General features: G+C 75.6%; 21 protein-coding genes and 1 riboswitch. Of the genes, 7 read left to right on the top strand and 14 right to left on the bottom strand.

All coding sequences use genetic code 11. The features are described 5' to 3' along the window. Positions 1-171: 171 nt before the first annotated feature. From pknB to ACU610_RS03900, 3 genes are all read left to right on the top strand, one after another. A complete protein-coding gene (pknB, locus tag ACU610_RS03910) occupies positions 172-2,163 on the top strand; it encodes a Stk1 family PASTA domain-containing Ser/Thr kinase (RefSeq protein ID WP_446766405.1) in 1,992 nt (663 codons plus the stop codon). A 23-nt stretch (positions 2,164-2,186) separates the two neighbouring features. Further along, positions 2,187-3,077, top strand: coding sequence for a deoxyribonuclease IV (locus ACU610_RS03905; RefSeq protein WP_446766404.1), 891 nt, complete (start codon positions 2,187-2,189; stop codon positions 3,075-3,077). Positions 3,078-3,353: 276 nt separating this feature from the next. Continuing rightward, entirely contained in the window at positions 3,354-4,532 is a 1,179-nt protein-coding gene (locus tag ACU610_RS03900; RefSeq protein ID WP_446766403.1) for a S8 family peptidase, read from the top strand. Between the two features lie 53 nt (positions 4,533-4,585). Here ACU610_RS03900 and ACU610_RS03895 read toward each other — a convergent pair whose 3' ends face one another. The 3 genes from ACU610_RS03895 to ACU610_RS03885 all read right to left on the bottom strand — a co-directional run bounded on the left by ACU610_RS03895 (position 4,586) and on the right by ACU610_RS03885 (position 8,110). Further along, the gene (locus ACU610_RS03895) at positions 4,586-5,596 is read right to left on the bottom strand and encodes a threonine aldolase family protein (protein WP_446766402.1); all 1,011 of its coding nucleotides are present in this window, start codon (positions 5,594-5,596) and stop codon (positions 4,586-4,588) included. Beyond that, positions 5,589-6,926 carry a class II 3-deoxy-7-phosphoheptulonate synthase gene (locus ACU610_RS03890; RefSeq protein ID WP_446766401.1) on the bottom strand — a complete coding sequence of 446 codons (1,338 nt, stop codon included), beginning with the start codon at positions 6,924-6,926 and terminating at the stop codon, positions 5,589-5,591. The genes ACU610_RS03895 and ACU610_RS03890 overlap by 8 nt, the downstream gene beginning before the upstream one ends. A gap of 134 nt (positions 6,927-7,060) precedes the next feature. After that, the gene (locus ACU610_RS03885) at positions 7,061-8,110 is read right to left on the bottom strand and encodes a 6-phosphofructokinase (protein WP_446766400.1); all 1,050 of its coding nucleotides are present in this window, start codon (positions 8,108-8,110) and stop codon (positions 7,061-7,063) included. Between the two features lie 48 nt (positions 8,111-8,158). Between ACU610_RS03885 and ACU610_RS03880 the strand changes: the two genes are divergently transcribed. Together ACU610_RS03880 and ACU610_RS03875 are read left to right on the top strand one after the other, a co-directional pair. Further along, positions 8,159-9,049, top strand: a complete 891-nt coding sequence (locus ACU610_RS03880) for an NmrA family NAD(P)-binding protein (RefSeq protein WP_446766399.1) — start codon at positions 8,159-8,161, stop codon at positions 9,047-9,049. Between the two features lie 357 nt (positions 9,050-9,406). Then, positions 9,407-10,618, top strand: coding sequence for a cytochrome P450 family protein (locus ACU610_RS03875; protein WP_446766398.1), 1,212 nt, complete (start codon positions 9,407-9,409; stop codon positions 10,616-10,618). Positions 10,619-10,636: 18 nt separating this feature from the next. Here ACU610_RS03875 and ACU610_RS03870 read toward each other — a convergent pair whose 3' ends face one another. Beyond that, complete coding sequence (locus tag ACU610_RS03870) at positions 10,637-11,122, bottom strand: polyadenylate-specific 3'-exoribonuclease AS (protein WP_446766397.1); 486 nt, start codon at positions 11,120-11,122, stop codon at positions 10,637-10,639. A gap of 131 nt (positions 11,123-11,253) precedes the next feature. Then, entirely contained in the window at positions 11,254-12,018 is a 765-nt protein-coding gene (locus tag ACU610_RS03865; RefSeq protein WP_446766396.1) for a lysophospholipid acyltransferase family protein, read from the bottom strand. A gap of 169 nt (positions 12,019-12,187) precedes the next feature. Between ACU610_RS03865 and ACU610_RS03860 the strand changes: the two genes are divergently transcribed. Beyond that, positions 12,188-12,868 (top strand): hypothetical protein, encoded by a 681-nt coding sequence (locus tag ACU610_RS03860; protein WP_446766395.1) that lies wholly within the window; start codon positions 12,188-12,190, stop codon positions 12,866-12,868. A gap of 159 nt (positions 12,869-13,027) precedes the next feature. Here the strand turns inward: ACU610_RS03860 and ACU610_RS03855 are convergent, their stop codons facing one another. The 4 genes from ACU610_RS03855 to ACU610_RS03840 are packed head-to-tail and all read right to left on the bottom strand — an operon-like array spanning position 13,028 to position 15,964. Beyond that, positions 13,028-14,035 (bottom strand): ROK family glucokinase, encoded by a 1,008-nt coding sequence (locus ACU610_RS03855; protein ID WP_446766394.1) that lies wholly within the window; start codon positions 14,033-14,035, stop codon positions 13,028-13,030. A gap of 6 nt (positions 14,036-14,041) precedes the next feature. Beyond that, positions 14,042-14,368 (bottom strand): hypothetical protein, encoded by a 327-nt coding sequence (locus tag ACU610_RS03850; protein WP_446766393.1) that lies wholly within the window; start codon positions 14,366-14,368, stop codon positions 14,042-14,044. Then, positions 14,365-15,522, bottom strand: coding sequence for an ArsA-related P-loop ATPase (locus tag ACU610_RS03845; RefSeq protein ID WP_446766392.1), 1,158 nt, complete (start codon positions 15,520-15,522; stop codon positions 14,365-14,367). Before ACU610_RS03845 ends, ACU610_RS03850 begins: the two co-directional genes overlap by 4 nt. Positions 15,523-15,529: 7 nt before the next feature. After that, positions 15,530-15,964, bottom strand: coding sequence for an SRPBCC family protein (locus ACU610_RS03840; RefSeq protein ID WP_446766391.1), 435 nt, complete (start codon positions 15,962-15,964; stop codon positions 15,530-15,532). A gap of 155 nt (positions 15,965-16,119) precedes the next feature. Between ACU610_RS03840 and ACU610_RS03835 the strand changes: the two genes are divergently transcribed. Further along, entirely contained in the window at positions 16,120-17,970 is a 1,851-nt protein-coding gene (locus ACU610_RS03835; RefSeq protein WP_446766390.1) for an AMP-dependent synthetase/ligase, read from the top strand. A gap of 3 nt (positions 17,971-17,973) precedes the next feature. Here ACU610_RS03835 and ACU610_RS03830 read toward each other — a convergent pair whose 3' ends face one another. The 5 genes from ACU610_RS03830 to ACU610_RS03810 all read right to left on the bottom strand — a co-directional run bounded on the left by ACU610_RS03830 (position 17,974) and on the right by ACU610_RS03810 (position 24,236). Beyond that, a complete protein-coding gene (locus ACU610_RS03830; RefSeq protein WP_446766389.1) occupies positions 17,974-19,101 on the bottom strand; it encodes a glycosyltransferase family 4 protein in 1,128 nt (375 codons plus the stop codon). Then, complete coding sequence (locus tag ACU610_RS03825) at positions 19,098-20,384, bottom strand: M48 family metallopeptidase (RefSeq protein WP_446766388.1); 1,287 nt, start codon at positions 20,382-20,384, stop codon at positions 19,098-19,100. The genes ACU610_RS03830 and ACU610_RS03825 overlap by 4 nt, the downstream gene beginning before the upstream one ends. Positions 20,385-20,604: 220 nt before the next feature. Next, a complete protein-coding gene (locus ACU610_RS03820; RefSeq protein WP_446766387.1) occupies positions 20,605-21,687 on the bottom strand; it encodes an NlpC/P60 family protein in 1,083 nt (360 codons plus the stop codon). A gap of 16 nt (positions 21,688-21,703) precedes the next feature. After that, positions 21,704-21,853: riboswitch (cyclic di-AMP (ydaO/yuaA leader) on the bottom strand. Between the two features lie 197 nt (positions 21,854-22,050). After that, positions 22,051-22,395 (bottom strand): hypothetical protein, encoded by a 345-nt coding sequence (locus ACU610_RS03815; RefSeq protein ID WP_446766386.1) that lies wholly within the window; start codon positions 22,393-22,395, stop codon positions 22,051-22,053. A gap of 98 nt (positions 22,396-22,493) precedes the next feature. Then, a complete protein-coding gene (locus ACU610_RS03810) occupies positions 22,494-24,236 on the bottom strand; it encodes a D-alanyl-D-alanine carboxypeptidase family protein (RefSeq protein WP_446766385.1) in 1,743 nt (580 codons plus the stop codon). Positions 24,237-24,299: the final 63 nt, after the last annotated feature.

The raw sequence follows: 24,299 nt of genomic DNA, 5'->3' as shown, positions 1-24,299 counted from the left end.
GGACGGGGCCGGCGGCGGGTCCCTGCAGGGGGCCGACGCGGCACACCATCACATCGGCGTCCGGAGGACGCCGATGTGGTGGTGGCCGGTGTGACGGGTGAACCCGTCACACCGGCCGGCGCTCCGCGTGTACGGACGGCGCAGCACCGACCCGCTCCTACACTCGGCCGAGTGGACACCGCCGTGACCGACCCCGTGGTCGGCCTCGTCCTCGAGGGGAGATACCTGCTCGAGGAGCGCCTCGCCCGGGGCGGGATGTCCACCGTCTACGCCGCCACCGACCTGCGGCTGCACCGGACGGTCGCGGTCAAGGTCATGGCCGAGCACCTGGCCCACGACCCGACGTTCGTCGACCGCTTCACCCGCGAGGCGCGGGCCGCGGCGATGCTCAGCCACCCCAACGTCGTCTCGGTCAGCGACCAGGGCAGCGACCAGGGCCTGGTGTTCCTGGTGATGGAGCTGGTCCGCGGCCGCACGCTGCGCGACCTGCTGCAGGCCCGCGGCCGGCTCACCGTCGCCGAGGCGTTCGCCGTCCTGGAGCCGGTGCTCGCCGGGCTCACCGCCGCCCACCGCGCCGGGATCGTGCACCGCGACATCAAGCCCGAGAACGTGCTCATCGGCGCCGACGGCGTGGTCAAGGTCGCCGACTTCGGCCTGGCCCGCGCGCTTACCGGCACCGGGCAGACCAGCCACACCGGCGGGGTGCTCATCGGCACCGTCGCCTACCTCTCCCCCGAGCAGCTCGAGCGCGGCAAGGCCGACGCCCGCAGCGACGTCTACGCCGCCGGTGTCGTGCTCTACGAGATGCTCACCGGCCACCCGCCCTACGGCGGCGACACCCCGCTGGCCGTGGCCTACCAGCACGTGCACCACGACATGCCCCGGCCGTCGGAGGAGGTACCCGGCCTGCCGTGGGAGGTCGACGAGCTGGTGGCGCGCACCACCCGACGCGAGCCCGCCGTCCGGCCGCTGGACGCCGGGGCGTTCCTCGCCGACCTCGAGGACGTGCGCAACGACCTCGGCATCGAGCGCGTGCCGGTGCCGACCGGGCGCGTCCCCGCCACCGCCGACACCCTGCGACCGACCAACCGGCCCAGCCGCCCGACGCGGCACCCGAGCGACCCGGCCGCCCCGCGCACCGAGGTGCTGGGCCCGGGCGGCACCCGGCCCGGCCGCGGCGGCCGCACCTCGATGCTGCCCGGCACCGGCCCGGGCACCGACCCGGGGGCGCGGCGGCCCGCGCCCGAGCGCACCCGCCCCGGGGTGCCGGCGCACATCCGCCGCCGCCGCGCCCGGCTCGCCGTCGCCCTCGTGCTGCTCACCGCGATCACCATCGGCGCGGTCGGCTGGTGGCTCGGGTCCGGCCGGTGGACGACGGTGCCGCAGCTGGCCGGCAAGGAGCAGGCGGCCGCCATCGACCTGCTGCAGGAGGCCGGGCTGACCCCCGACTGCTGCGAGGAGCAGTTCAGCGAGGACGTCGGCGAGGGCGTGGTCATCTCCGCCGAGCCCGACGGCGGCGAGGCCATCCGGGGCAGCGACGTCCGGCTGGTCGTCTCCAGGGGCCCGGAGCGGTTCGAGGCCGACCCGGCCCTCGTCCGCAGGCCGCTGGACGAGGTCCGCGCCGCGCTCGAGAACGTCCCGGTGGCCATCCGCGAGGTGCAGGACTACGACAACGAGGTCCCGGTCGGCCACGTGACCGGGTTCGAGCCGGAAGCCGGCACCGAGCTCAAGCGCGACCAGGAGCTGGTGGTCTACGTCAGCCGCGGCCACGAGCCGGTGACGGTGCCCGCCGTCGTCGGGCTCTCGCCGGAGGAGGCGACGGCCAACCTGTCGTCGCTGGGCTTCACCGTCGAGCGCACCGAGGGCCGCACCGCCGACGTCGACCCCAGCGAGGTCATGGCGGTCACCCCGGCCAGCGGCCAGGAGGCGCCCTACCAGAGCACCGTCACCCTGCAGGTCTCGGTCGGGCTGCCGCAGGTGGAGGTGCCCGACGTGGTCGGCCGCAGCCAGCAGGAGGCGACGGCGCTGCTCGAGGAGGCGGGCCTGAAGGTGCAGGTGAGCCAGTTCTTCGGCGACAAGGTCTTCCGGCAGAGCCCGGCCGCCGGGCAGACGGTCGACATCGGCACCTCCGTGACGATCCTGGTGACGTTCGGACAGGACTGAGGACACTGCGCACTGCTGCCGGTGTGCCGCCCATCGGGGCGCACATCCAGATCAAGGGCGGGCTGGCGAAGGGCGGCCTGGCCTACACCGACGCCGTCGGCGCGCGGGCCGTGCAGGTCTTCGTCGGCAACCCGCGCGGCTGGAAGCTGACCGCGGGCCACCCGCGGCAGGACGCGTTGTTCACCGCGGGCTGCGCCGAGCGCGGGGTGCCCTCCTTCATCCACACGCCGTTCCTGGTCAACGTCGGCTCCCCCACCGAGGCCACCGTCGAGCAGTCGATCGCGAGCATCGCGCACAACCTCGCCCGCGGAGCCCAGCTCGGCTGCCAGGGCGTCGTCGTCCACGCCGGCTCCGCCGTCGGCGAGGACCGCTACGAGGACGCGCTGCGCCAGCTGCACGAGCGGCTGCTGCCCGTGCTCGAGGCCGCACCGGACGACGGCCCGCGGCTGCTGGTCGAGCCGACGGCCGGCGGTGGCAGATCGCTGGCCGCCACCGTCGAGGACCTCGGCCCGTACTTCGCCGCGCTGGAGCACCACCCGCTGCTCGGGGTCTGCTTCGACACCTGCCACGCCTGGGCGGCCGGTCACGAGCTCACCACGCCCGGCGGGACGGCCGCGACCCTGGACGCGCTGGAGGCGACCGTGGGTCCCGGGCGGCTGGGCCTGGTGCACGCCAACGACTCGCTCGACCAGTGCGGCTCCAGGCGGGACCGGCACACCACCATCGGCGCCGGCTCGATCGGGGTGGCGCCGTTCGCGGAGCTGCTGGCCCACCCGTCGATGGCCGGCGTCCCGGTCGTCGTGGAGACGCCCAGCGAGAAGGACGGCGTGGCGTCGGCGGGGCATGCGGCCGACATCGCGCTGCTGCGCTCGCTCCGCGACGGCACCGCGGCCGTCGAGGCCCCTGCCGCCTGAAGAAGGACCCCCCTGCCCCCACCACTCGGCAGAGGACCCCGTCCTCCTCACGCCTCGGAGAAGGCCCCCTCCTCCCCACCCCTCGCTCCGCTTGGGCCGGGGACCCGGCACGGGGGCCGGCGAGATCGCGTGATCCCGCCGCTCTGGTGGCTCGGCTGGACACGCCTTCATAACGTTGCGGATCAGCGTGCTTACTTGCGGTGATGGCATGCACCACGTTGGCTGCACCTCGCCGCGGTCACCAGGCCGCGGCGAGCCCGTCCGAGGAGCCGTCCTTTGCCCACTCGTCGCACCCTGACCGTCGGCGTCGTCGCCGCCCTCGCGACCGCCGGTGTCGGCGCCACCGCCGCCCCGGCCGCCGCCGCACCCTCCGACGGTCCGCGCGCCACCTATGTGGTCACCGTCGACCGCTCCACGCTCCCCGCGCGGGCGGCCGAGCGTGCCAGCGGTCTCGGCGGGCGGGTCGACCACGTCTACACCTCGGCACTGACCGGCTTCGCCGTCACGCTGCCGGAGGCCGCCTCGAGCCGGCTGTCGACCATCCCCGGCGTCGTCGCCGTGGAGCGCGACCAGGTGGTCACTGCCGACGGGTCACAGTCGGGCGCGACGTGGGGCCTGGACCGCACCGACCAGCGCGACCTGCCCCTCGACGCGAGCTACGGCTACACCGCGACCGGCGCGGGGGTCACCGCCTACGTCATTGACACGGGCATCGCCGCCGGCCACACCGAGTTCACCGGCCGCGTGGGCGCCGGCTACGACGCGGTCGACGGCGGTGCGCCCGACGACTGCAACGGCCACGGCACGCACGTCGCGGGCACCATCGGCGGGACGACGTACGGGGTCGCGAAGGGCGTGCGGCTGGTCGGCGTCCGGGTGCTCGGCTGCGACGGCAGCGGCACCACCGCCGGCGTGGTCGCCGGCATCGACTGGGTCACCGCGCAGCACGAGGCCGGCGCGCCCGCGGTCGCCAACATGAGCCTCGGCGGCGGGGCCAGCACCGCCATCGACACCGCGGTGCGCAACTCCATCGCCGACGGCGTCAGCTACGCGGTGGCGGCGGGCAACGGCAACTCCGCCGGCGTGGCCCAGGACGCCTGCGCCTCCTCCCCCGCTCGGGTGCCCGGCGCGCTGACCGTCGGCGCGACCGACCGCACCGACCGGGCGGCGTCGTTCAGCAACTACGGCTCCTGCGTCGACCTGTTCGCGCCCGGCGTCGGCATCACCAGCGCCTGGCACACGGGCAGCACCGCGACGAACACGATCAGCGGGACGTCGATGGCCACGCCGCACGTCGCGGGGGTCGCGGCGCTCGAGCTGTCGACCGCACCGTCCGCGTCGCCGGCCACGGTCGCCACGAGGGTGACCGCGGCCGCGACCACCGGCCACGTCGTCCAGTCGAAGACGGCCGCGAGGGCCGGCACCCCGAACCGGCTGCTGTTCAGCAGCTACTGAGCCGCGACACCACGGCGGCCGCCGTCCCCGGTCGGGACGGCGGCCGCCGTGGTTCAGCGGTCGAGAATCCCGGCGAGGACGTCGGCGGCGCGCTCGACGCCGGCCCGGTCGACGCCCAGGTTGGTCACCAGCCGCAGCCGCCGGTCGCTGATCTGGGACACCAGCACGCCCTGCGCCTTGGCCGCCTCGGCCACGACCGGGGCCGGGACGTCGTCCAACCGCACGATGTTGGTCTGCACCGTGGCCGGGTCGACCCCGAGCCGCTTGGCCAGCAGCTGGGCGTGCTCGTGGTCCTCGGCCAGCCGGTCGAGGTGGTGGTCCAGCGCGTACCGCCCGGCCGCGGCGAGCACCCCGACCTGCCGCATCCCGCCCCCGAGCCGCTTACGCCACAGCCGGGCGGCGGCGATGCGCTCGGCCGAGGCGACGAGCACCGAGCCGACCGGGGCGCCCAGCCCCTTGGACAGGCAGACCGAGGCGGTGTCGGCCAGCCCGCCGTAGGTGGCCAGGTCGACGCCGGAGGCGACGTGCGCGTTGAAGATCCGGGCGCCGTCGAGGTGCACGTTGACGCCGGCCCGCCGCGACCAGCCCCACAGCGCCTGCAGCTGGTCCAGCGGCTGCACCAGCCCGCCGCCGCGGTTGTGCGTGTTCTCCACGGCGACGGCCGCGGTCGCCGTGAGGTGCCAGTTGTCCTGCGGGCGCACCTGCTCCACCAGCTGGGCGGTGTCGAGCCGGCCGCCGTCGGACACGACCGTGCGGGTGGAGATGCCGAACAGCACCGCCGCCGCGCCCATCTCGTAGGTGACGATGTGGGCGTCGGCGTCGCAGAGCACCTCCTGGCCCGGCTCGCAGACCAGCCGCAGGCCGATCTGGTTGCCCATCGTCCCGGACGGCACGAACAACCCGGCCTCGTGGCCGAACAGGTCCGCCACCCGCTCCTCGAGCGCGTTGGTCGTCGGGTCCTCGCCGTAGACGTCGTCCCCGACCTCGGCCTCGGCCATCGCCCGGCGCATGCCGGGCGTCGGCTTCGTGACGGTGTCGGATCGGAGGTCGATCAGGTCAGCCACGCAGCATCTCCGCGACGAGGAAGGCGAGCTCCAGCGACTGCCCGGTGTTCAGCCGCGGGTCGCAGGCGGTCTCGTAGCGGCTGTTGAGGTCCTCGTCGCTGATCTCCATGGCCCCGCCGAGGCACTCGGTGACGTCCTCACCGGTGAGCTCGACGTGGATGCCGCCGGGCCAGGTGCCCAGGGCCCGGTGGACGTCGAAGAAGCCGAGCACCTCGTCGACGACGCGGTCGAAGTGCCGGGTCTTGTAGCCGGTGGAGGACTCGTGGGTGTTGCCGTGCATCGGGTCGCACTGCCACACCACCTGGTGGCCGCTGGCGGTGACCTTCTCGACGATCGGTGGCAGCACGTCGCGGATCTTGCCGTTGCCCATCCGGCTGATCAGGGTGAGCCGGCCGGGGACGCCGTCCGGGTCGAGGCGCTCGACGAGCTCGACCGCCTGCTCGGGGGTCGTCGTCGGGCCGATCTTGACGCCGATGGGGTTGGCGATCCGCGACATGAACTCCACGTGCGCGCCGTCGAGCTGGCGGGTGCGCTCGCCGATCCAGACGAAGTGCGCCGAGGCGGCGTAGGCCCGGCCGTCGTGCACCCGCAGCAGCGCCCGCTCGTAGTCCAGGATCAGCGCCTCGTGGCTGTTGTACAGCTCCACGCCGCGCAGCGCGGTGTCGTCGACGCCGCAGGCCTTCATGAACGCCAGCGCCCGGTCGATCTCGCGGGCGATCACCTCGTAGCGCACACCCGCCGGGGAGCTGGCCACGAAGTCCTTGTTCCAGTCGTGCACGGCGTGCAGGTCGGCCAGCCCGCCGCGGGCGTAGGCGCGGATCATGTTCATCGCGGCCGCGGAGTTGGCGTAGGCGCGCACCAGCCGGTTCGGGTCGGGGATGCGCTTCTCGAGCACCGGCTCCAGCGAGTTCACCATGTCGCCGCGGTAGGAGGGCAGGCCGAGGGCGTCGGTGTTCGACGAGCGCGGCTTGGCGTACTGCCCCGCCACCCGGCCCACCTTGACCACCGGCACGCTCGCGCCGTAGGTCAGGACGACGGCCATCTGCAGCAGCGTGCGCGTGGTGCTCTGCAGGTGCGCGTCGGTGTTGAGGTCGAAGGTCTCCGCGCAGTCGCCACCCTGCAGCAGGAACGCCCGGCCCTGCGCCACCTCGGCCAGCCGCGTGCGCAGCTCGTCGACCTCGCTGGGCGCCACGATGGGCGGCACGGAGGAGAGGGTGTCCAGGACGGTGTCCAGGGCGGCGCGGTCGGGCCACTCCGGCTGCTGGGCGGCGGGCAGCTGCCGCCACCGGTCCAGGTCGGGCAGCAGGGCAGCCGGGTCGGGGTGGGTCACGCCATCAGAGGGTACCGGCGGCTCTGCCGCAGCCCTCGGGAACGGCCTCCTGCAGCAGGAGGACCCCCTGGCCCCCACCGCTCGCGAGCTCGCAGCGGGCCCCTGCAGGGGGCCGAGGAGCGGGGGGTCCTTGTTCAGCCGAAGAACACCTCGACCTCCGCGTACCGGTCGACGGGGACCAGCTTCAGCTGCGCGGTGGCCTCGGCGAGGGGCACCAGCACGATGTCGGTGCCGCGCAGCGCCACCATCACCCCGGTCTCGCCGGCGTGCACCGCGGCGAGCGCGGCGAGCCCGAAGCGGGTGGCCAGCACCCTGTCGAACGGCGAGGGGGTGCCGCCGCGCTGGATGTGCCCGAGGACGACGGCCCGCGCCTCCCGGCCGGTGCGCTGCTCGATCAGCGAGGCCAGCGCCGTGCCGATGCCGCCGAGGCGGACGTGGCCGAACGCATCGCGCTCCCCCGTCGCCAGCACCAGCTCGCCGTTCTTGGGCTTGGCGCCCTCGGAGACCACCACGATCGGCGAGTAGCCGGAGTCGAAGCGGCGCTGGCAGTGCGCGACGACGGCGTCGACGTCGAAGGGCTGCTCGGGGATCAGGACGACCGTGGCCCCGCCGGCCATCCCGGCGTGCAGGGCGATCCACCCGGCGTGCCGCCCCATGACCTCGACCACGAGCGTGCGGTGGTGGCTGTCGCCGGTGGTGTGCAGCCGGTCGATGGCCTCGGTGGCCACGCCGAGGGCGGTGTCGAAGCCGAAGGTGTAGTCCGTGGCGTCGAGGTCGTTGTCGATGGTCTTGGGGACGCCGACCACGCGCACGCCGGCCTCGGCGAGCTTGGTGGCCACGCCGAGGGTGTCCTCCCCGCCGATCGGGATCAGCGCGTCGACGGCGAGCCGCTCGAGCGTGGCGAGCACCCGGTCGGCGCCGCCCTCCAGCGCGTAGGGGTTGGTGCGCGAGGTGCCCAGGACGGTGCCGCCGCGAGGCAGGATGCCGCGGACCGCGGCCAGGTCCATCGGCACGGTGTCGCCCTCCAGGACACCGCGCCAGCCGTCGCGGAAGCCGACCACCTCGTCGCCGCACTGGATGCCCTTGCGGACGATGGCGCGGATCACCGCGTTGAGGCCCGGGCAGTCGCCGCCGCCGGTCAGGATGCCGATGCGCATGGGGCCGCCCTTCGGGAAGGTTCGCACGCTGACGGTCGTTGGCGGGGTCGTGCTGCTGGTCAGAGGGCTGATCGTATGCCGAGGGTGATCGCCGTCACAGGGGCGACGGGCGCGCTCGGACGACGTGTCGTGGACCGGCTCGCCGACCGGGAGGACGTCGCGCTGCGGCTGGTCGTGCGCGACGCCGCGCGAGCCCCGCGGGCGCCCGGCGCGGAGGTGGCCGCCGTCCCGGGCGGTTACGCCGACGGACCCGGCCTGACCGCCGCCCTCGCCGGGGCGCACACCCTCTACCTGGTGTCGGCCGCCGAGGCCGAGGACCGGCTGGAGCAGCACCTGACCGCCGTCTCCGCGGCGGCCGCGGCCGGCGTGCAGCGCGTCGTCTACACGTCGTTCCTCGGGGCGGCGCCGGACGCCGTCTTCACCCTGGCCCGCCAGCACGCCGCCACCGAGGAGGCCCTCGCCGCGACCGGGCTGCGGACCACGGTGCTGCGGCACGGCATGTACGCCGACTTCGTGCCGTTCTTCGCCGTCCTCGAGGACGGGCGCGCGGTGATCGCGGCGCCGGCCGACGACGGACGGGCGTCCTTCGCGTCCCGCGACGACCTGGCCGACGTCGCGGCCGCCGTCCTGCTCGACGACTCCCCCGCGCTCGACGGCGCCGTGCTCGACGTGACCGGACCGGAGGCGCTGTCGCTCGACGAGGCGGCCGCCGTCCTCGCCGAGGTGACCGGCCGGCCGGCCCTCTACCGCCGCCAGACGGTCGAGGAGGCGTGGGCCACCCGGCGCCCGTCCGGGCACCCGGACTGGGAGATCGAGGGCTGGGTCACCAGCTACCGCGCGATCGCCGCGGGTGGGATGTCCCGCGTCACCGACGTCGTGCCCACGCTCACCGGGCACCCGGCGCGCACCCTGCCTGCGCACCTGCGTGCCCACCCGGAGGACTGGGCCCACCTGCGCTCTGGGTGAGCTCCACCGGCTCTCGCACGAGCGGACCCGCCTCCTGGGGGCCTTCACCGTGTGAGGAAGGACCCCCTGCTCCCCGCCACTCGTGGAAGGACCCCGTCCTCCTCACCGTGGAAGGACCCCGTCCTCCCCGCCCTTCGCAAGCTCAGGGCGGTGCCCTGGACGGGGCCGCGGCGAGCCACTGAAGGGCGCCGGCGGAACCCTGCAGGGGGCCAGCGATGCTCTGGAGGGGCAACCGCACGACGACGCCCCGTCCGGCCGGTGGGGCGTCGTGCGACGGGCGGCGGGGTTCTGCCCGGGGCCGTCCGGTGCGACGCTCGGGACGTTCCACGGAGACCGCGTCCCGGAGGGAGGACGCCCATGAGCGTCCCGGCCACGCCGTTCACCGACCCTGCGGTCGATCCACACCCGGTGCTCGCCGCCCTCCGGGAGAGCGGACCGGTCCACCGGGTGGACATGCGGCTGGGCGTGCCCGTGTGGGTGGTGACCCGCTACGCCGACGTCCTCGCGGCGCTGTCGGACCCGCGGCTGAGCAACGACCCGCAGTACGCCGCGGACCTCGACGAGCGACTGCGCGGCGACTTCCTCAGCCGCAGCATGATCGGCGCGGACCCGCCGGAGCACACCCGCCTGCGCCGGCTGGTGTCCAAGGCGTTCACCGCCCGCCGGGTCGAGGGGCTGCGACCGCGGGTGCAGGAGATCACCCACACGCTGCTCGACCGGATCACCCCGCGGGGCCGCGCCGAGCTGGTCGGCGAGTTCGCCCTGCCTCTGCCCATCACCGTGATCGGGGAACTGCTCGGCGTCCCCGCGGCCGACCGGGACCGCTTCCGGAGCTGGACCGACGACATGCTCGACCGGCCGTTCGACGCCCGCACCGACCTGGCCGTCGTGGCCGCCGCCCGCGAGCGGATGCACGGCTACCTCGGGGAGCTGGTGGCCGCCAAGCGGCGGCACCCCTCCGACGACCTGCTCACCGACCTGATCGCGGCGACCGACGAGGGCGAGCGCCTCGACGAGCAGGAGCTCCTCGCGATGACCTTCCTGCTGCTCATCGCCGGCTACGTCACGACGGTCAGCCTCATCGGCAACGGCACGCTGGCGCTGCTGCGCGCCCCGGACCAGCTCGACCGGCTGCGCGCCGACCCGTCCCTGGTGCCCCAGGCGGTCGAGGAGCTGCTGCGCTTCGACGGGCCGGTCAACCCCGGGCTCAGCCGCTTCGCCCTCGAGGACCTGGAGATCGGCGGGATGCCGATCCGCCGGGGGGACATGGTGCTGCTCGCCATCGCGGCGGCCGACCGGGACCCGGAGCGCTTCCCCGACCCCGACCGGCTGGACGTCGGCTCCACCGATCCCGGGCACCTGGCCTTCGGGCACGGCGTCCACTACTGCCTGGGCGCGCCACTGGCCCGGATCGAGGCGCAGGTGGCCTTCGCCGCGCTGCTCGAGCGGCTGCCGGACCTCGCCCTGGCCACCGCCGAGGACGAGCTCCGGTGGACCGGCGGCGGGGTGCTGCGTGGACTGCGCGAGCTCCCGGTGACCTTCACCCCCACGCCGGCGCGGACCGGCTGAGCCGGACGGCTCCGGGGCTCAGCGGCGGAAGCCCTCCATCGCCTGCCAGCGGGCCAGGTTGTAGCGGGCGTCGACCAGGGCGTCGTGGGCGCCGCTGGGCCGAGGCGGCAGCGGCGGCTGCCCGAGGTCGTCCCAGCGCTGGCGCAGCTCGCGGGTGAACCGCGGGATCGGCCGCGGCAGCGCCGGCATCGGCCCCCACAGCTGACACAGCGCGACGTGGTCGTACGCGGCGAACCAGGCCCACAGCTCGATCTCCTCGCCCGGGCCGGTGAGGAAGGCCAGCAGGTCGTCCCGGATGCGCTGACGGCTGCGCCAGGCCCGGTCCGACGGCGGGGGCAGCTGGTCGAGCACGTTGCGCCGCACCCAGGAGATCGCCCGGCGCTCGTCGAACTCGGTGCTGACCGCGTAGAACTCCCGGCCGGTCTCGTCCACGACGCCGATGGAGACGAGGTCGATGGTGGTGCCGTCCTCGATGAACTCGGTGTCGTAGAAGAAGCGCCGCACGCCCTCACGGTAGGTGGCCGCCGTCGGCCTGCTCACGACGTGGCCGACCGGCTGCCCGGCCGCTGACCGGCCTCCAGGGCCGGGCCTGCGCGAGGAGGACCCCGGCCCCCTGCAGGGGCCGGGGTCCTCCTTCAGCCGGCCAGGGACTCCGGCGCCCGGTCGGCGGCCTCGTCGGCGGGCGGCTGCATCCGGCTGACGACCTCGGACGCGCTGGCCCCGGTGGCGTCCATCGACGTCTTCACCCGGGCGCCGTAGACGTCGACGTACTCCTGTTCCGACAGCGTCATGATCTCGTACATGATCTCGTCGGTGACCGAGCGCTCGACGAAGCGGTCGCCGGCCAGGCCCTCGTAGCGGGAGAAGTCCAGCGGCGCCCCGAAGCGCACCCGCACCTTCGGCAGGTTCCAGCCGACCAGCGGCAGTCGGCGCTCCCGGTAGGTCATCGAGACCGGCACCACCGGCACCCCGGTCTCCAGCGTCATCCGGGCCACGCCCGTCTTGCCGCGGTAGAGCCGGCCGTCGGGTGAGCGGGTGCCCTCGGGGTAGATGCCCAGCAGCTTGCCCTGCCGCAGGATCCGCAACCCGGTCTGGATCGCGGCCTCGGCGGCCGAGGCGCTGGACCGGTCGATCGGCACCTGGCCGGCGCCGGTGAAGAAGGCCCGCTGCACGAAGCCCTTCACGCCGCTGCCGGTGAAGTACTCCCGCTTGGCCAGGAAGGTCACCCTCCGGCGTAGCGACAGCGGCATGAAGATCCAGTCGGCCGCCGACAGGTGGTTGCTCGCGAGGATCGCCGCCCCGTCGGGGGGCACGTTCTCCACACCCTCTACCTGTGGCCGGAACACCAGCTTCACGACCGGGCCGATGGCCACGAACTTGAGGAACCAGTAGAACAACACGCCTCCCTCTGGGGCTGCCAGACTATTGATCCCGGAGGCGGAAGGACAATGCCACTCCCACAGCCCCCGTGCCCACCGGCTCGCTCGCCGGCTGACGAGGAGGACCCGTGCCCCAGCCCGCCCCGCTGACCGCCGCTCGCGAGTCCGCCCTCCTGCGCCGGGGACGGGCATGAGCACCCGGGGACGCGGCCGCCGGGACAACGGCCTGGACGCCGCCCTGTGGACACCGCTGCGCGACGTCGACCCGCGGGTCGGCGAGCACCTGCTCGACGTGCTCCGCGAGGCCGGGGTGGCCGCCTACCTGGAGCCCTCGGCCGACGTCGAGCCCTACACCCGCACCGTCTCGCTGCCCAGCCCGCCGAGCGACCGGCTCTTCGTCGACCGGTCCCGCAGCCGCGAGGCCCGAGCCCTGGTCGACGAACACGCCGACGACCACGTGGCCGAGCGCACCCGTGCCCGGCAGCCCGCGCGGCGCGACATCGACGAGGACGCCGAGTGGGCGCGCATCGTCGCCGCCTTCGAGGCCGAACACGGCCGCACCGTCGTCGACGAGGACCCCTCCGACGCCCCGCCGCCGCCCCCGGCCGAGCCGTCGGTGCTCGACCGGCCGGAGGAGCACTACGAGCCGCCACCGCCCCCGCCGGTACCCGCCCCCGCACCGGCCTCGCTGTACGCGGTGCTGCTGATCGCCGCCGGCGCCGTCCTCGTGGTGGCCCCGCGGGTGGTGGGCCTGTCCGCCGACCTCGGCCTGGTGCTCGGCGTGGCCGCCGTCGCCGGCGGGGTCGGGGTGCTGCTGTCGCGGATGCGCGAGCGGAGCACCGACGACGGCGACGACGGCGCGGTCGTCTGAGCCGGACGCTGCTCCCGGTCGGGTCGTGAGGAGTGGGCACCGGAGGGGTCCGCGAGGAACGACGGCGCGGCTCGACGCGACAGGGGCACGGCACCTGACCGCGGTGTCGCCCGGTAGGGCGACCGTGTCACCGCGGTGCCGCCCGGAGGACGACAGTGATCACGCCTGTCCCTCGGCGACGGCGCGGCGGACCAGGTCCGCGGCGCCCACCATCCCCGCCTCCGCGCCGAGCCGGGCGGCGACCACCCGCGGGCCGGGGCGGAACCCGCGGCCGGGCAGCGCCCGGTCCAGCCGCTCGCGCGCCGGGCCGAGCACCATCTCGCCGAGCACGCTGACCCCGCCGCCGATGACGACGACCTCGGGGTCGAGGACGGCGGCGAGGTCGGCGATGCCCTGCCCCAGCCACGAACCGACCTCGGTGAGCAGCTCCAGCGCCAGCGGGTCGCCCTCGGCCGCCGCGGTGGCCACGTGCTCGCCGCTGAGCCGGTCCGGGTCGCCGTCCACCCGTTCGAGCAGCATCGCCGCCGCGGCCGGTGAGCTGCGGGCCACCTCGCGCGCGGTCTGGCCCAGCGCCGTGCCGCTGGCGTACTGCTCCCAGCAGCCGCGGTTGCCGCACGCGCACAGCCGCCCGTCGGGGACGACCCGCATGTGGCCCCACTCCCCGGCGACGCCGTGCGAGCCGCGCTGCAGCCGGCCGTCCATGACGATGCCGCCGCCGATGCCGGTGCCCAGGGTGATCATCAGCGCGAGGTCGGCCCCCCGGGCGGCGCCGTAGCGGTACTCGGCCCACGCGGCGGCATCAGCGTCGTTGCCCAGCCACATGGGCCGCTGCAGCCGCGCGGCGAGGTCCTTGCGCAGCGCCGAGTGCCGCCAGGCCAGGTGCGGGCTGAACAGCACGGTGTCGCCGGTGCGGTCGAACCAGCCGGCCGCCCCCACACCGACGCCGACCAGTGGGCCGTCGTGCCCGCGGGCGAGCACCTCTACCACCGCGGCGATCGCGTCCTCGGTCTCCTGCACCGACGAGCCGGGGGTCGCCCGCCGCGCGGTGGCCAGCACCGTGCCGTCCGGGGCGACGACACCTCCGGCCACCTTCGTGCCGCCGATGTCGATGCCCAGGGCGGCCAGGTCGGCGGCGTCGGTTCCGGAGGGAGGGGTGGGGGACGGCACGGCGACTCAGGCGATCTCGATGTGCTGGACCGGCGGGGCGGGCGATGCGGGCGGCGCGGGCTCCTCCGTCTCCGCCTCCGGCGCGGGGGCGGACGCCCGCTCGGAGACGGTGCGCAGGGCCGCCGCGGCGGCGGTGAGGACGTCGGCCAGCGCGTCCGTCACCTCGGGGCGCTCACCGCGCACCACGGCGGCGACCTGGCACACCGGGCACCAGTGGCAGTCGGACGGGTGGGCACCGGCGCCGTCCTCCTCGCGGAGGGCGGCCCCCAGCGTCTGCCCCAGCCCGGCCACCAGCCGGCGGGCCTGCTCGACCCAGTCGGGTGCGTCGTTCACGGCGTGCTCCCCTCGGCGGCCAGCAGGTCGGCCGGCCACAGCTGCGGATCGGGTGTGAAGGTGACCTCGAGTCGCGCCCGGGCGGTCCCGGCGTCGGCGAGGGTGCCGCCGGTGACCACGCACCGGCGCAGCAGCGAGTCCAGCCGGACCGAGCGGCGTGCCCCAGCCACGGTCACGACCAGGTCGTCCTGCCAGCGGGTCAGGTCCAGGCCGGGGCGCTCGGCCCAGGGCAGCGGCAGCACCAGGCGGCGGACGCCGTCGTCCCGGGCGACCGCCGGCGTCAGGGCGGCGACGGGCGGGGCGTCGTCCTCCGGAGGCAGGAGGGCGGGCAGTGCCGAGACGTCCCCCGGCTCCTGCGCGCTCTCCGCCACCCGCCGCAGCGGGGCCAGCTCGGCGAGGGCGGTGAGCGCGGCGTCCTGCTCGGCGGCGCGGCGCGCCCACCACTCCCCTGCCGCGCCGTCGGGCAGCACCCGCGCGAGGACGGCGGCCGGCTGCTGGCCGTGCAGCGCCAGCGCGGTCACCGCCCGGCGCAGCGCCGGGACGGCACCGGCGCGGGGCACGGCGACCAGGCGCACCTCGGTGGACGCCGGGTCGTCCAGCGGCAGCCGGCCCAGCGCTGCCTCGAGGGGCTGCACCGCGTCGAGGACGGCGTCGACCGGTCCGCGCGGCGCCGCACCGGAGCGCACCGCGGCGGTCCGGACGGCGCCCAGCACGCGCAGCCGGGTGGGCAGCGCCTGAGCCAGCCACCAGCGCAGCGCGCCGGGCAGGCCGACCAGCGCCGTACCCGACTCCAGCGGGCCGGCGTCGACGACCACCGTGTCGGCCTCGTCGGCGGCCGCTGCGCGGGCCAGGCGGGCGAGCAGGGCCAGCTCAGCGGACCCCGGCAGGGGCACCACCGAGGTGGGCGGGGGCGGCGTCAGGCCCGGGACGGCGCCGAGCGCGTCCCCGGCCGACGTCCACAGCGCCTCGGCCGCCGCCAGCGGGGAGACCGCCGCGACGGCCAGGCCGGGGACGTCGTTGAGCCCGGCCGGCCGCGGGCCGGGCCGGGTGAGCAACAGCGTGCGGGTGCCGTCAGCGGCGGCGCGGACGGCGGTGGCCGCCGCGAGCGTCGAGGTACCGGCCCCACCGGGGCCGGTGAGGAGGAGCGTGCGCACCGGCCGCCTAGCCCTCCACGCGCTTCTTCAGCTCCTTGAGGGCCGTGTCGAGGATGACCTTCTCGGCCTTGCGCTTGATCATGCCCAGCATCGGGATGGAGAGGTCGATCGCGATCGCATAGGTGACCTCGGTGCTGCCCGGCGCGGTCTCCCTGAGGGTGTAGGAGCCCTCCTGCCGCTTCTGCATCTGGCCCTGCACCAGCTGCCACGAGACCCGCCGGTCGTCGTCCCAGGTGTACTCGAGGACGTAGTCGTCCTTCACCGCGCCGGCGTCCAGGACGAAGTGCACGCGGCGGGCCCGACCGTCCGGCCCGGTTCCCAGGACGTCGACCTGCTTGGCGGCCGCGACCCACTCCGGGTACGACGGGAAGTCGGCGATGACGGCCATGACGTCGGCCGGCGGCGCCGCGACCGTGATCGACTGGGTGGACTGGTCGGCCATGCGGAGCAGGCTAACCGCTCGGCTTCACCCGGGCGGCCTACACCGGCAACTCTCCCTACTCGCGGGTAGGGAACACCGACTAGATTCGCCCGCGACGGCCCGCGACAGGGTCCGGGCGACGGTGCCCGGACCGGGCGGGCAGGAGAGGACGAGGCGTGCGCGAGTTCAGCGTCCCCGCGACCACCGAGGTCGGCACGGACGAGGCCCTGACCGACATGCTGGTCGAGAACGTCACCCGGCACGGCGACGAGACCGGCCTGCGGCGCCGGGTCGACGGCCGGTGGGTCGACGTGACGTGGCGGCAGTTCGGCGAGGAGGTCCGCGGCGTCGCCAAGGGCCTGGTCGCCGCGGGCGTCGCCGCCGGGGACCGGGTCGCCCTGCAGGCCAAGACGCGCTACGAGTGGACGGTCATCGACTACGCGATCTGGACCGCCGGCGGCGTCGTCGTCCCCGTCTACGAGACCTCCAGCCCCGACCAGGTCGCCTGGATCCTGTCCGACTCCGGCGCCACCGCGGCCATCGTGGAGCGCGAGGAGCACGCGGCGGCCGTCGAGTCGGTCCGCGACCGGGCGCCCGACCTCAAGTCCGTGTACGTCATCGACGACGACGCGATCGGCACGCTCACCGTCGCCGGGCAGGACGTGCCCGACAGCGAGCTCGACGCCCGCCGGGCGACGCTGCACGCCGACAGCCTGGCCACGCTCATCTACACCAGCGGCACCACCGGCCGGCCCAAGGGCTGCGAGCTGACGCACCGCAACTTCCTGTTCGAGATCGGCAACGGCATCACGCTGCTCGACCGGTTCATCAACGCCCAGAGCTCGCTGCTGCTGTTCATCCCGCTGGCGCACGTGCTCGCCCGGGTCCTGCAGGTCGGTGCGATCAGGAACCGCACGGTCATCGGCCACACCCCGGACGTGAAGCACCTGGTCGAGGACCTCGGCGAGTTCAAGCCGACCTTCGTGCTCGCCGTCCCCCGGGTGTTCGAGAAGGTCTACAACTCGGCCAAGGCCAAGGCGGAGGGCGACGGCAAGGGCGGGATCTTCGACCGGGCCGCGCAGGTGGCCATCGACTGGTCCCGCGCGCAGGACACCGGCGGCCCCGGCCTGGCGCTGCGCGCCCAGCACGCGCTGTTCGACAGGCTCGTCTACGGCAAGCTGCGCGCCGCCCTCGGTGGCCGCTGCATGGGCGCGATCTCCGGCGGCGCCCCGCTGGGCGAGCGGCTGGGCCACTTCTTCCGCGGCATCGGCGTCACCGTCTTCGAGGGCTACGGCCTGACCGAGACCACCGCCGCCGCGTCGGTCAACCACGACGGCGCGCTGCGCATCGGCACCGTCGGCCGCCCGCTGCCCGGCGTCTCGTTCGCCACCGCCGACGACGGCGAGATCCTCATCCGCGGCGGCATCGTGATGCGCGGCTACTGGCAGAACGAGAAGGCCACCGAGGATGCCATCGACGCCGACGGCTGGTTCCACACCGGTGACCTCGGCGAGATCGACGCCGACGGCTTCGTGACGATCACCGGGCGCAAGAAGGAGATCCTGGTGACGGCGGGGGGCAAGAACGTCGCCCCCGCGGTCCTCGAGGACCGGCTGCGCGCCCACCGCCTGGTCAGCCAGTGCATCGTCGTCGGCGACCAGCGGCCCTTCATCGCCGCGCTGGTCACCCTCGACGAGGAGGCGCTGCCGCAGTGGCTGGCGGCCAAGGGCAAGGACACCGGCCTCCCCGCCGCCCAGCTCACCGAGGACCCCGACGTGCTCGCCGAGATCGGCGCGGCGGTCGAGGACGCCAACAAGGCGGTGTCGCACGCCGAGGCGATCAAGAGGTTCCGAGTGCTCGGCACCGACTTCACCGAGGACAACGGGATGCTCACGCCGAGCCTGAAGCTCAAGCGCTCCGTGGTGCTCAAGGAGTTCGACGCCGAGGTCGAGGAGCTCTACCAGAGGGACCGCGCTGCCGCCCACCCCTCGCAGGCTCGGGGCCGGGCCCTGCAGCAGGGCCGTTAGCCGTCAGCCGTCGGGGTCGAGCAGGGCAGCGAAGGTCCGGGCGATCGTCGTCCACGACCAGCGCTGCTCGACCCACGCCCGGCCGGCCGCGCCCATCCGGCGGGCGCGCTGCGGGTCGTCGAGCAGGCCGGTGAGGACGGCGGCGACCGCCTCCGGCGAGCGGGGGTCGGCCACGACGTGGCCGGTGACGCCCTCCTGCACCGTCTCCGGCGCGCCGCCGGAGGTACCGGCCACCACGGGCCGGCCGCAGGCGGCCGCCTCGAGGTAGACCATGCCCAGCCCCTCGACGTCCAGCCCGCCGCGGCGGGTGCGGCAGGGCATGGCGAACACGTCGCCGACTGCGTAGTGCTCGGGCAGCCGCTCCGACGGCACCGGCCCGGTGAGGACGACGGAACGCTCCAGCCCGCGGGCGGCGACCTCGCGGCACAGGCGGTCCTCCAGCGGGCCGCCGCCGACGAGCAGCAGCCGCGCGTCGGGGTGCCGCGCCAGCACCCGCGGCCACGCCGCGACCAGCACGTCCTGACCCTTGCGCGGCACCAGCCGTGAGACGCAGGTGACGACCGGCGCGCCGCCCAGCCCGTACCGCGCCCGCACCGCCGCCCCGTCGGCGTCCGGGGCGAAGCGGTCGACGTCCACCCCCGGCGAGAGCTGCGCCATCCGGGTGACCCCGCACAGCGCCGGTGCCAGCCGGTCGCGCGTGTAGTCGCTGATGTAGGTCAGCAGGTCGAGGCCGGCGGCGATCCGCCGCATCAGCTGCCGCGCGCCGGGCAGCGCCACCCAGCCGGTCTCGTGGCCGTGCGTGGCGCCGACCAGGTGGCGCACCCCGGCCTCCCGCAGCGCCGGGGCGAGCAGCCCCAGCGGGGCCGCGGCGCCGAAGAAGGCGGTGTCGCAGCCGTGCCGGCGGGCCAGCTCGGCCGCCGCGCGGGCCACGGCGGGCGTGGGCAGCAGCATCCCGGTCGGGTGGCGGACCACCTCGTAGGGCAGCGCGGCGTCGTGGGCCTCCCACCCGGGTGAGCGGGAGGCGAGCACGACCAGGGACTCCGGTGGGCGGCGGGCCAACAGTGCGGCGACGAAGGTCTGGATGCCCCCCTGGCGCGGAGGGAAGTCGTTGGTGACGACCAGCGTCCTCACCCGGCGTCCTCCAGCCGCTGCCAGTCCTCGGCGAAGGCGATCCGCTGCGCGCCGGTCGGGTGCGAACCGAAGAACCACTGCCAGGCCGCGGGCGGGTCGGGGTCGTTGAGGTTGGTGGCGGCGAGCTCGCGCTGCATCGCGGTGAACGCCCCGGCGTCCCCGGTGAGGTCGAGCGCGCGCAGGTCGGCGCGCGCCTCGACCTGCCGCGACACCAGGTTCTGCACCGGGGTGCTCAGCAGCCCGCCCACCGACAGCAGCAGCAGGACCAGGGGGACGACGGCCGGGTCGGCGGGCGACTGCGCGCCCGCGCGGCGCAGCAGCGGCGTCCACGACAGCAGCCAGCCCGACAGCGCCACCGCGGCCGCCGCCCCCAGCGCCCCGACCAGGGTGCCGGTGAGCACGTCGCCGTGGACGACGTGGCCGAGCTCGTGCGCGACGATCGACTCGACCTCGGCGTCGGACAGCTGCTCGAGGGTCGTGTCGTAGAGGACGATGCGGCGGGTCGACCCGAAGCCGGAGACGTAGGCGTTGAGCGCCGTGGTCCGCCGGGAGGCATCGGAGACGAGCACGTCCTGCACCGGGGTGCCGTTCTCCTCCGCCAGGTCGAGCAGCTCGCTGCGCAGCGCACTCGGGGGCAGTGACTCGAAGCGGTTGAACGCCGGCTCGATGACCACCGGGTAGAGGAACGACCCGACGACGACGAAGCCGGCCGCCACCGCCGCGGCCCACGCCCACCACGTGCGCGGCGCGCGCCGGACCAGCCAGAGGAAGGCGGCCAGCGCGAGGGCGGTGAGGACGGCGCTGATGGCGGTCGAGACCGCGACGTCGCGCAGCCACAACCCCCAACTGCGGGTCGAGATGCCGTACCGGTGGCGGACCACCTCCGCGTACGCCGACACCGGCAGCGTGGCCAGCCGGCCGAGGACCACCACGGCCGCCGTGCCGAGCAGCACCTGGGCGACCCGCCCGCCGCCGAGCGGTCGCGCCACGGCCCGCACCAGCCGTGCCCCCAGCGGGGTCAGCCCCAGGACGGCGGAGACGACCAGGCCGAGGAGCAGGGAGGTCAGCGAGGCCGGGCGCAGCGCCCTGGCGAAGGCCTCGGCCCGGGCGAGGAGGTCCGGCGGCAGGACCGACGAGGGGTCGACGGGAGTACGCCCACCCGGTGGCTCGGGCAGCAGCGTCCACGGCGGGACCGTCACGAGGACGACGACGAGCGCGGCGCCGAGGACACCGGCGACCAGGAGCGCGACCCGGCGGGCGCTCGTCCCGCCCGCCCCGCTCACGCGCCGATCCTATGGTCGGGTCCGCGGCGGTCGGGGACGGCACTCGGCGGCGGTGGGCCGGTCACGGGTGCCCGGAGGGACTCCCGACCGGGACACGGGCAGCGGCTCGATCCTGGCCCCGCCCCGGGCCGGCCCCGTCCAGAAGCTCGCCGCGGCCCCGTCCCCGGCCCCGTCCCGAGGCTCGCCACGAGCCTGCGAGCGGTGAGGAGGACGGGGTCCTTCAGGCGACCCGGCGCATCCCGGTGATGCCGCCCATCGAGTCGACGCTCACGACCTTCACCGGCTGACCCGAGGTCGAGGCGTGCACCATCTGGCCGTTGCCGATGTACATCGCCACGTGGCTGACGGGGCTGTGGTAGAAGATCAGGTCGCCCGGCTGCAGCTCGGACCGGGAGACCGCGGAACCCATCGCCGCCTGCATCCGCGACGAGTGCGGCAGGCTGATGCCGGCCGCGGCGTAGGCGTACTGGGTCAGCCCCGAGCAGTCGAAGGCATTCGGCCCGCCGGCGCCCCACACGTACGGGTCCCCCACCTGCGCCAGGGCGGTGTCGACGGCGATCTGCGCGGCGCCGCCGGCCGCGGCGGCCGGCGCGGCGGGGACCGACCGGCCGGCGTGCGCGGCCACGACCTCCTGCTGCTGCGGTGCCGACAGCGCGTCGTACTGCGCCTGGTAGTCGGCGGTGTCCGCCTCGAGCTGCGCCTGGCGGGCGGTGACGTCGTCGAGCGTGCGCTGGGCGGCGGCCTGCGCGGCGTCGGCGTCGGCGCGGGCCCGTTCGGCCGCGGCGGCGGACGCGGCGACCGCACCGAGCACGTCGTCGGTGTGGCCGGCGATGGCGTCGAGGGTGGCCAGCTGCGAGACGAACTCCTCGGCCGACCCGCTGGTCATCAGCAGGTCCAGCTCCGGCATGCCGTCGCCGGCGGTGAAGGCGGTGCGGGCGACCTGGCGGATCCGGCCGTCGAGCGCGTCGAGCTGCGTCTGGGCGGCGGCGACTGCCTGGCCGGCGCTCCGGACGGCGTCCTGCTGCTGCGCCAGCGTCTCGCGGGCCTCGTTGACCTGCTCGGTCAGGACCTCGAGTTCGTGCGCGGCCCGGGCGACCAGCTGCGCGGCCTGTGCGGCGCTCGTGGCGTCCTCCGGCTCCGCGACGGCGGTGCCCGGCAGCAGTGTGAGGGCGAGGGTGGCGGTGGCTCCCAGGACCAGTCCGCGGGCGATGCCGCGGGACAGGGTCGGGCGGCGGAACGCGACCGGGAGGTCGGGGTGGAACTGATCGACGGCATGCCTCTGGGCAGGGCGGGGGGTCGCCACGGTCGGCGGCTCTCCGTTTCTTCCTCAGCGACCGCCTACCGAGTTAGCTGACGGGTTCGGGCTGGGAAGAAGGCGCCCTATCTCTGCGCCCCGGCGGACCGGCGCGCGGGAGAACTCACCCCAGTGCTGCGGTGGGTCCCCGGTTCCCCCTCGGCGCCGGTGTGGCGCCTCGGGCGATTCGGCGGTGACCGGCCGAGGTCACCCGTCTGCAGGTGACGACCACCCGGCCGGACCGGCTCACCGTACGGGGGTTGTTGAAGAAGTGACGATCGGGGGTGCCGGGGACTGTGGGATCGGTGTTCCTGCTGGTCGGCGACACGCCGTCCGTCGGACCCGGCTCGCACGGAGACGGGCGCGCCCCGCTCACCCGGTGCGCCGCTGCGACCCCTGACCGCCGGCCCGCCGCTGCGGCGCGGCCCGTCGTGCCGGGGCCGGACGCGTGGCGTGCTCGTGCCGCAGCGGCGGCACCAGCCCGGCGTCGGCCAGCACCCGCACGGCGCGCCGCTCCACCTCGTCGAACTCCACGACCACCCCCGGCGGCAGCACGACGACGTCCTCGGCGGACAGCTGGCCGTCCCGCCGGCCGGTCATCGGCACCACCGTCGGGTCGGTGCTCTGCCAGCCCGGCGGCGCCCCCAGCAGGACGGTGACGACGCAGTCGCCGCAGCCGGTGCCGCGGGCGGTGCAGGTGTCGCAGTCGATGTGCACGGTCCACTCCTCTGCTCGCCGACCCTCGTCGCAGGAGGCCGTCCGCGGCCCCGGTCGATCCGGGCAGGACGCTAGGAGCGGGCACCGACAGTTCCGGCTCAGGCGCCGACGTACTCCCAGTGCCAGGGTTCCTCGCGGCCGTTGCCGGGGTCGGCCCACCGCGGGTGGACGAAGCCGAAGCGACCGGCGTTGGCGACCATCCAGGCGTACTGCGCCGTCCCGAACCGCTCGACGCCCCCGCACAGGTCGACCGCGAGGCCCCAGCCGTGGTTGCTGGTGCCGGGCACCGCGGCCAGCTCCGGCTTCTCCCCGTACAGCCGCACCTGAGCGGCGTAGGTCCGGTAGGAGTCGGTGGTGCACAACGGCGTCCCGAAGGCATCGGCGAAGGCACTGCTCATCCCCCGGTGGGCCGCCGCCGCGTCGCAGCGCAGCAGGTGGCCGGCGACCTCCAGCGGACACATCGCGCTGGGCGGGATCAACCCGTTCGGGAAGCCGCCCCACGCCGACCCCCCGGACGTCTCGGGCGGGTACCGCACGGCGCCGCACCCCACCGGCAGCGCCCCGCCGGACGGTCCGGGCGCCCGGACGGCCGTGCGCGGCCCGAGGCTCGGCCGCGCGACACCCAGCACCCGGTCGGCCGCCGGGCGGCCGACCACCACGGCACCGGCGCGGGCGTCGGCCGCCAGCACGGTCCGCCGGTCGAGCGCGATGCCCACGTTGCCCAGACCGGAGCGGCCGGCGCCGAGGAACACCAGGTCCCCCGGGAGGACGTCGGCCGGGTCGACCGGCGTGGTCACCGAGAAGAGCCCCGCCTGGTCATCGGGGAGGTCGATCCCCACCGAGGCGTAGACGGCGTGCACCAGCGATCCGCAGGCCCACGCGTCCGGCCCCGCCGCCCCCGGGACGTAGGGCAGCTCCAGAGCGTCCACCGCGGCGCTGACCGCGCCGACCGCCTCGGCGGACGGGACGACCAGCGGATCCGACGCGCCGGGCAACGCGGCCGCCCCCGCCTGCGCGCCGCCGTCGGACGCCGGCACCGGCGCCAGCCCGTCGGGCAGGCCTGCCGCCGGGTCGCGCAGCGCCGCGGCCGGCGGCGGGACGATGCCGGCCGCGGCCAGCTGGTCGAGGTGCCTGCGCCAGTCGGCCGCCGCCTGCCGGCCGGACGCCCGCTGCTCCTCCCGCTGCCGGCCCAGCTGCCGGTCGACGGCGGCGACGGCGACCTCCAGGTCCCGGCTCGCCGCGGCCGCGGCCGCCTCCAGCTCAGCGGTCTCGGTGGCGAGCTGCGCCGCTCGGGCACGGGCGGCCTCCCGTGTCCTCTCCGCCTCCGCCCGCCGCGCCGCGGCCTCCTGCCGTCGACGCTCCGCGGCGGCGACCACCGCGGCCGCGTGCCGCTCGGCGGCGTCGAGCAGGCCCCCCGCGGCGACGACGTCCCCGGGACCACCACCGGACAGCAGCACGGACAGCGGCGTGACCTCACCCGCGTCCCGGTACACCGCCGAGGCGTGCCGGGCCACCTCGGCCCGGGCCCGAGCGAGCTCGGCGTCCGCCGCGACGATGTCGGCCTCCGCCTGCGCCGCGGCCGCCTCGGCGGCGGTGAGGGCCTCCCGAGCCGCGACGACCCGGGACTGCCGCTCCTGCAGGTCGGCCTGCACCTCGTCGGCGCGTCGCTGCAGATCGTCGAGCTCGGGGCTGTCCAGGAGGCTGGCGGTCGCGCCGGCCCGGCCCGTCGGGTCGGCCACCGCGGGGGTCGCCGACGACAGCACGGCGGCGAGCGCGACGACGCCTGCGGACAGGGACGCCACCGCGCGGCGGCCGGGGCGCCACCGGGAGAGCGAGTACACGGACCACCTCTGCGAATCGGGACCGCAGCGGTCCTCGACGAGATGGTGTAGGGGGCCGCGCGG

This window comes from Geodermatophilus sp. URMC 61 (genome assembly GCF_052931555.1).
This window is presented reverse-complemented; position numbering and strand designations above follow the sequence as displayed.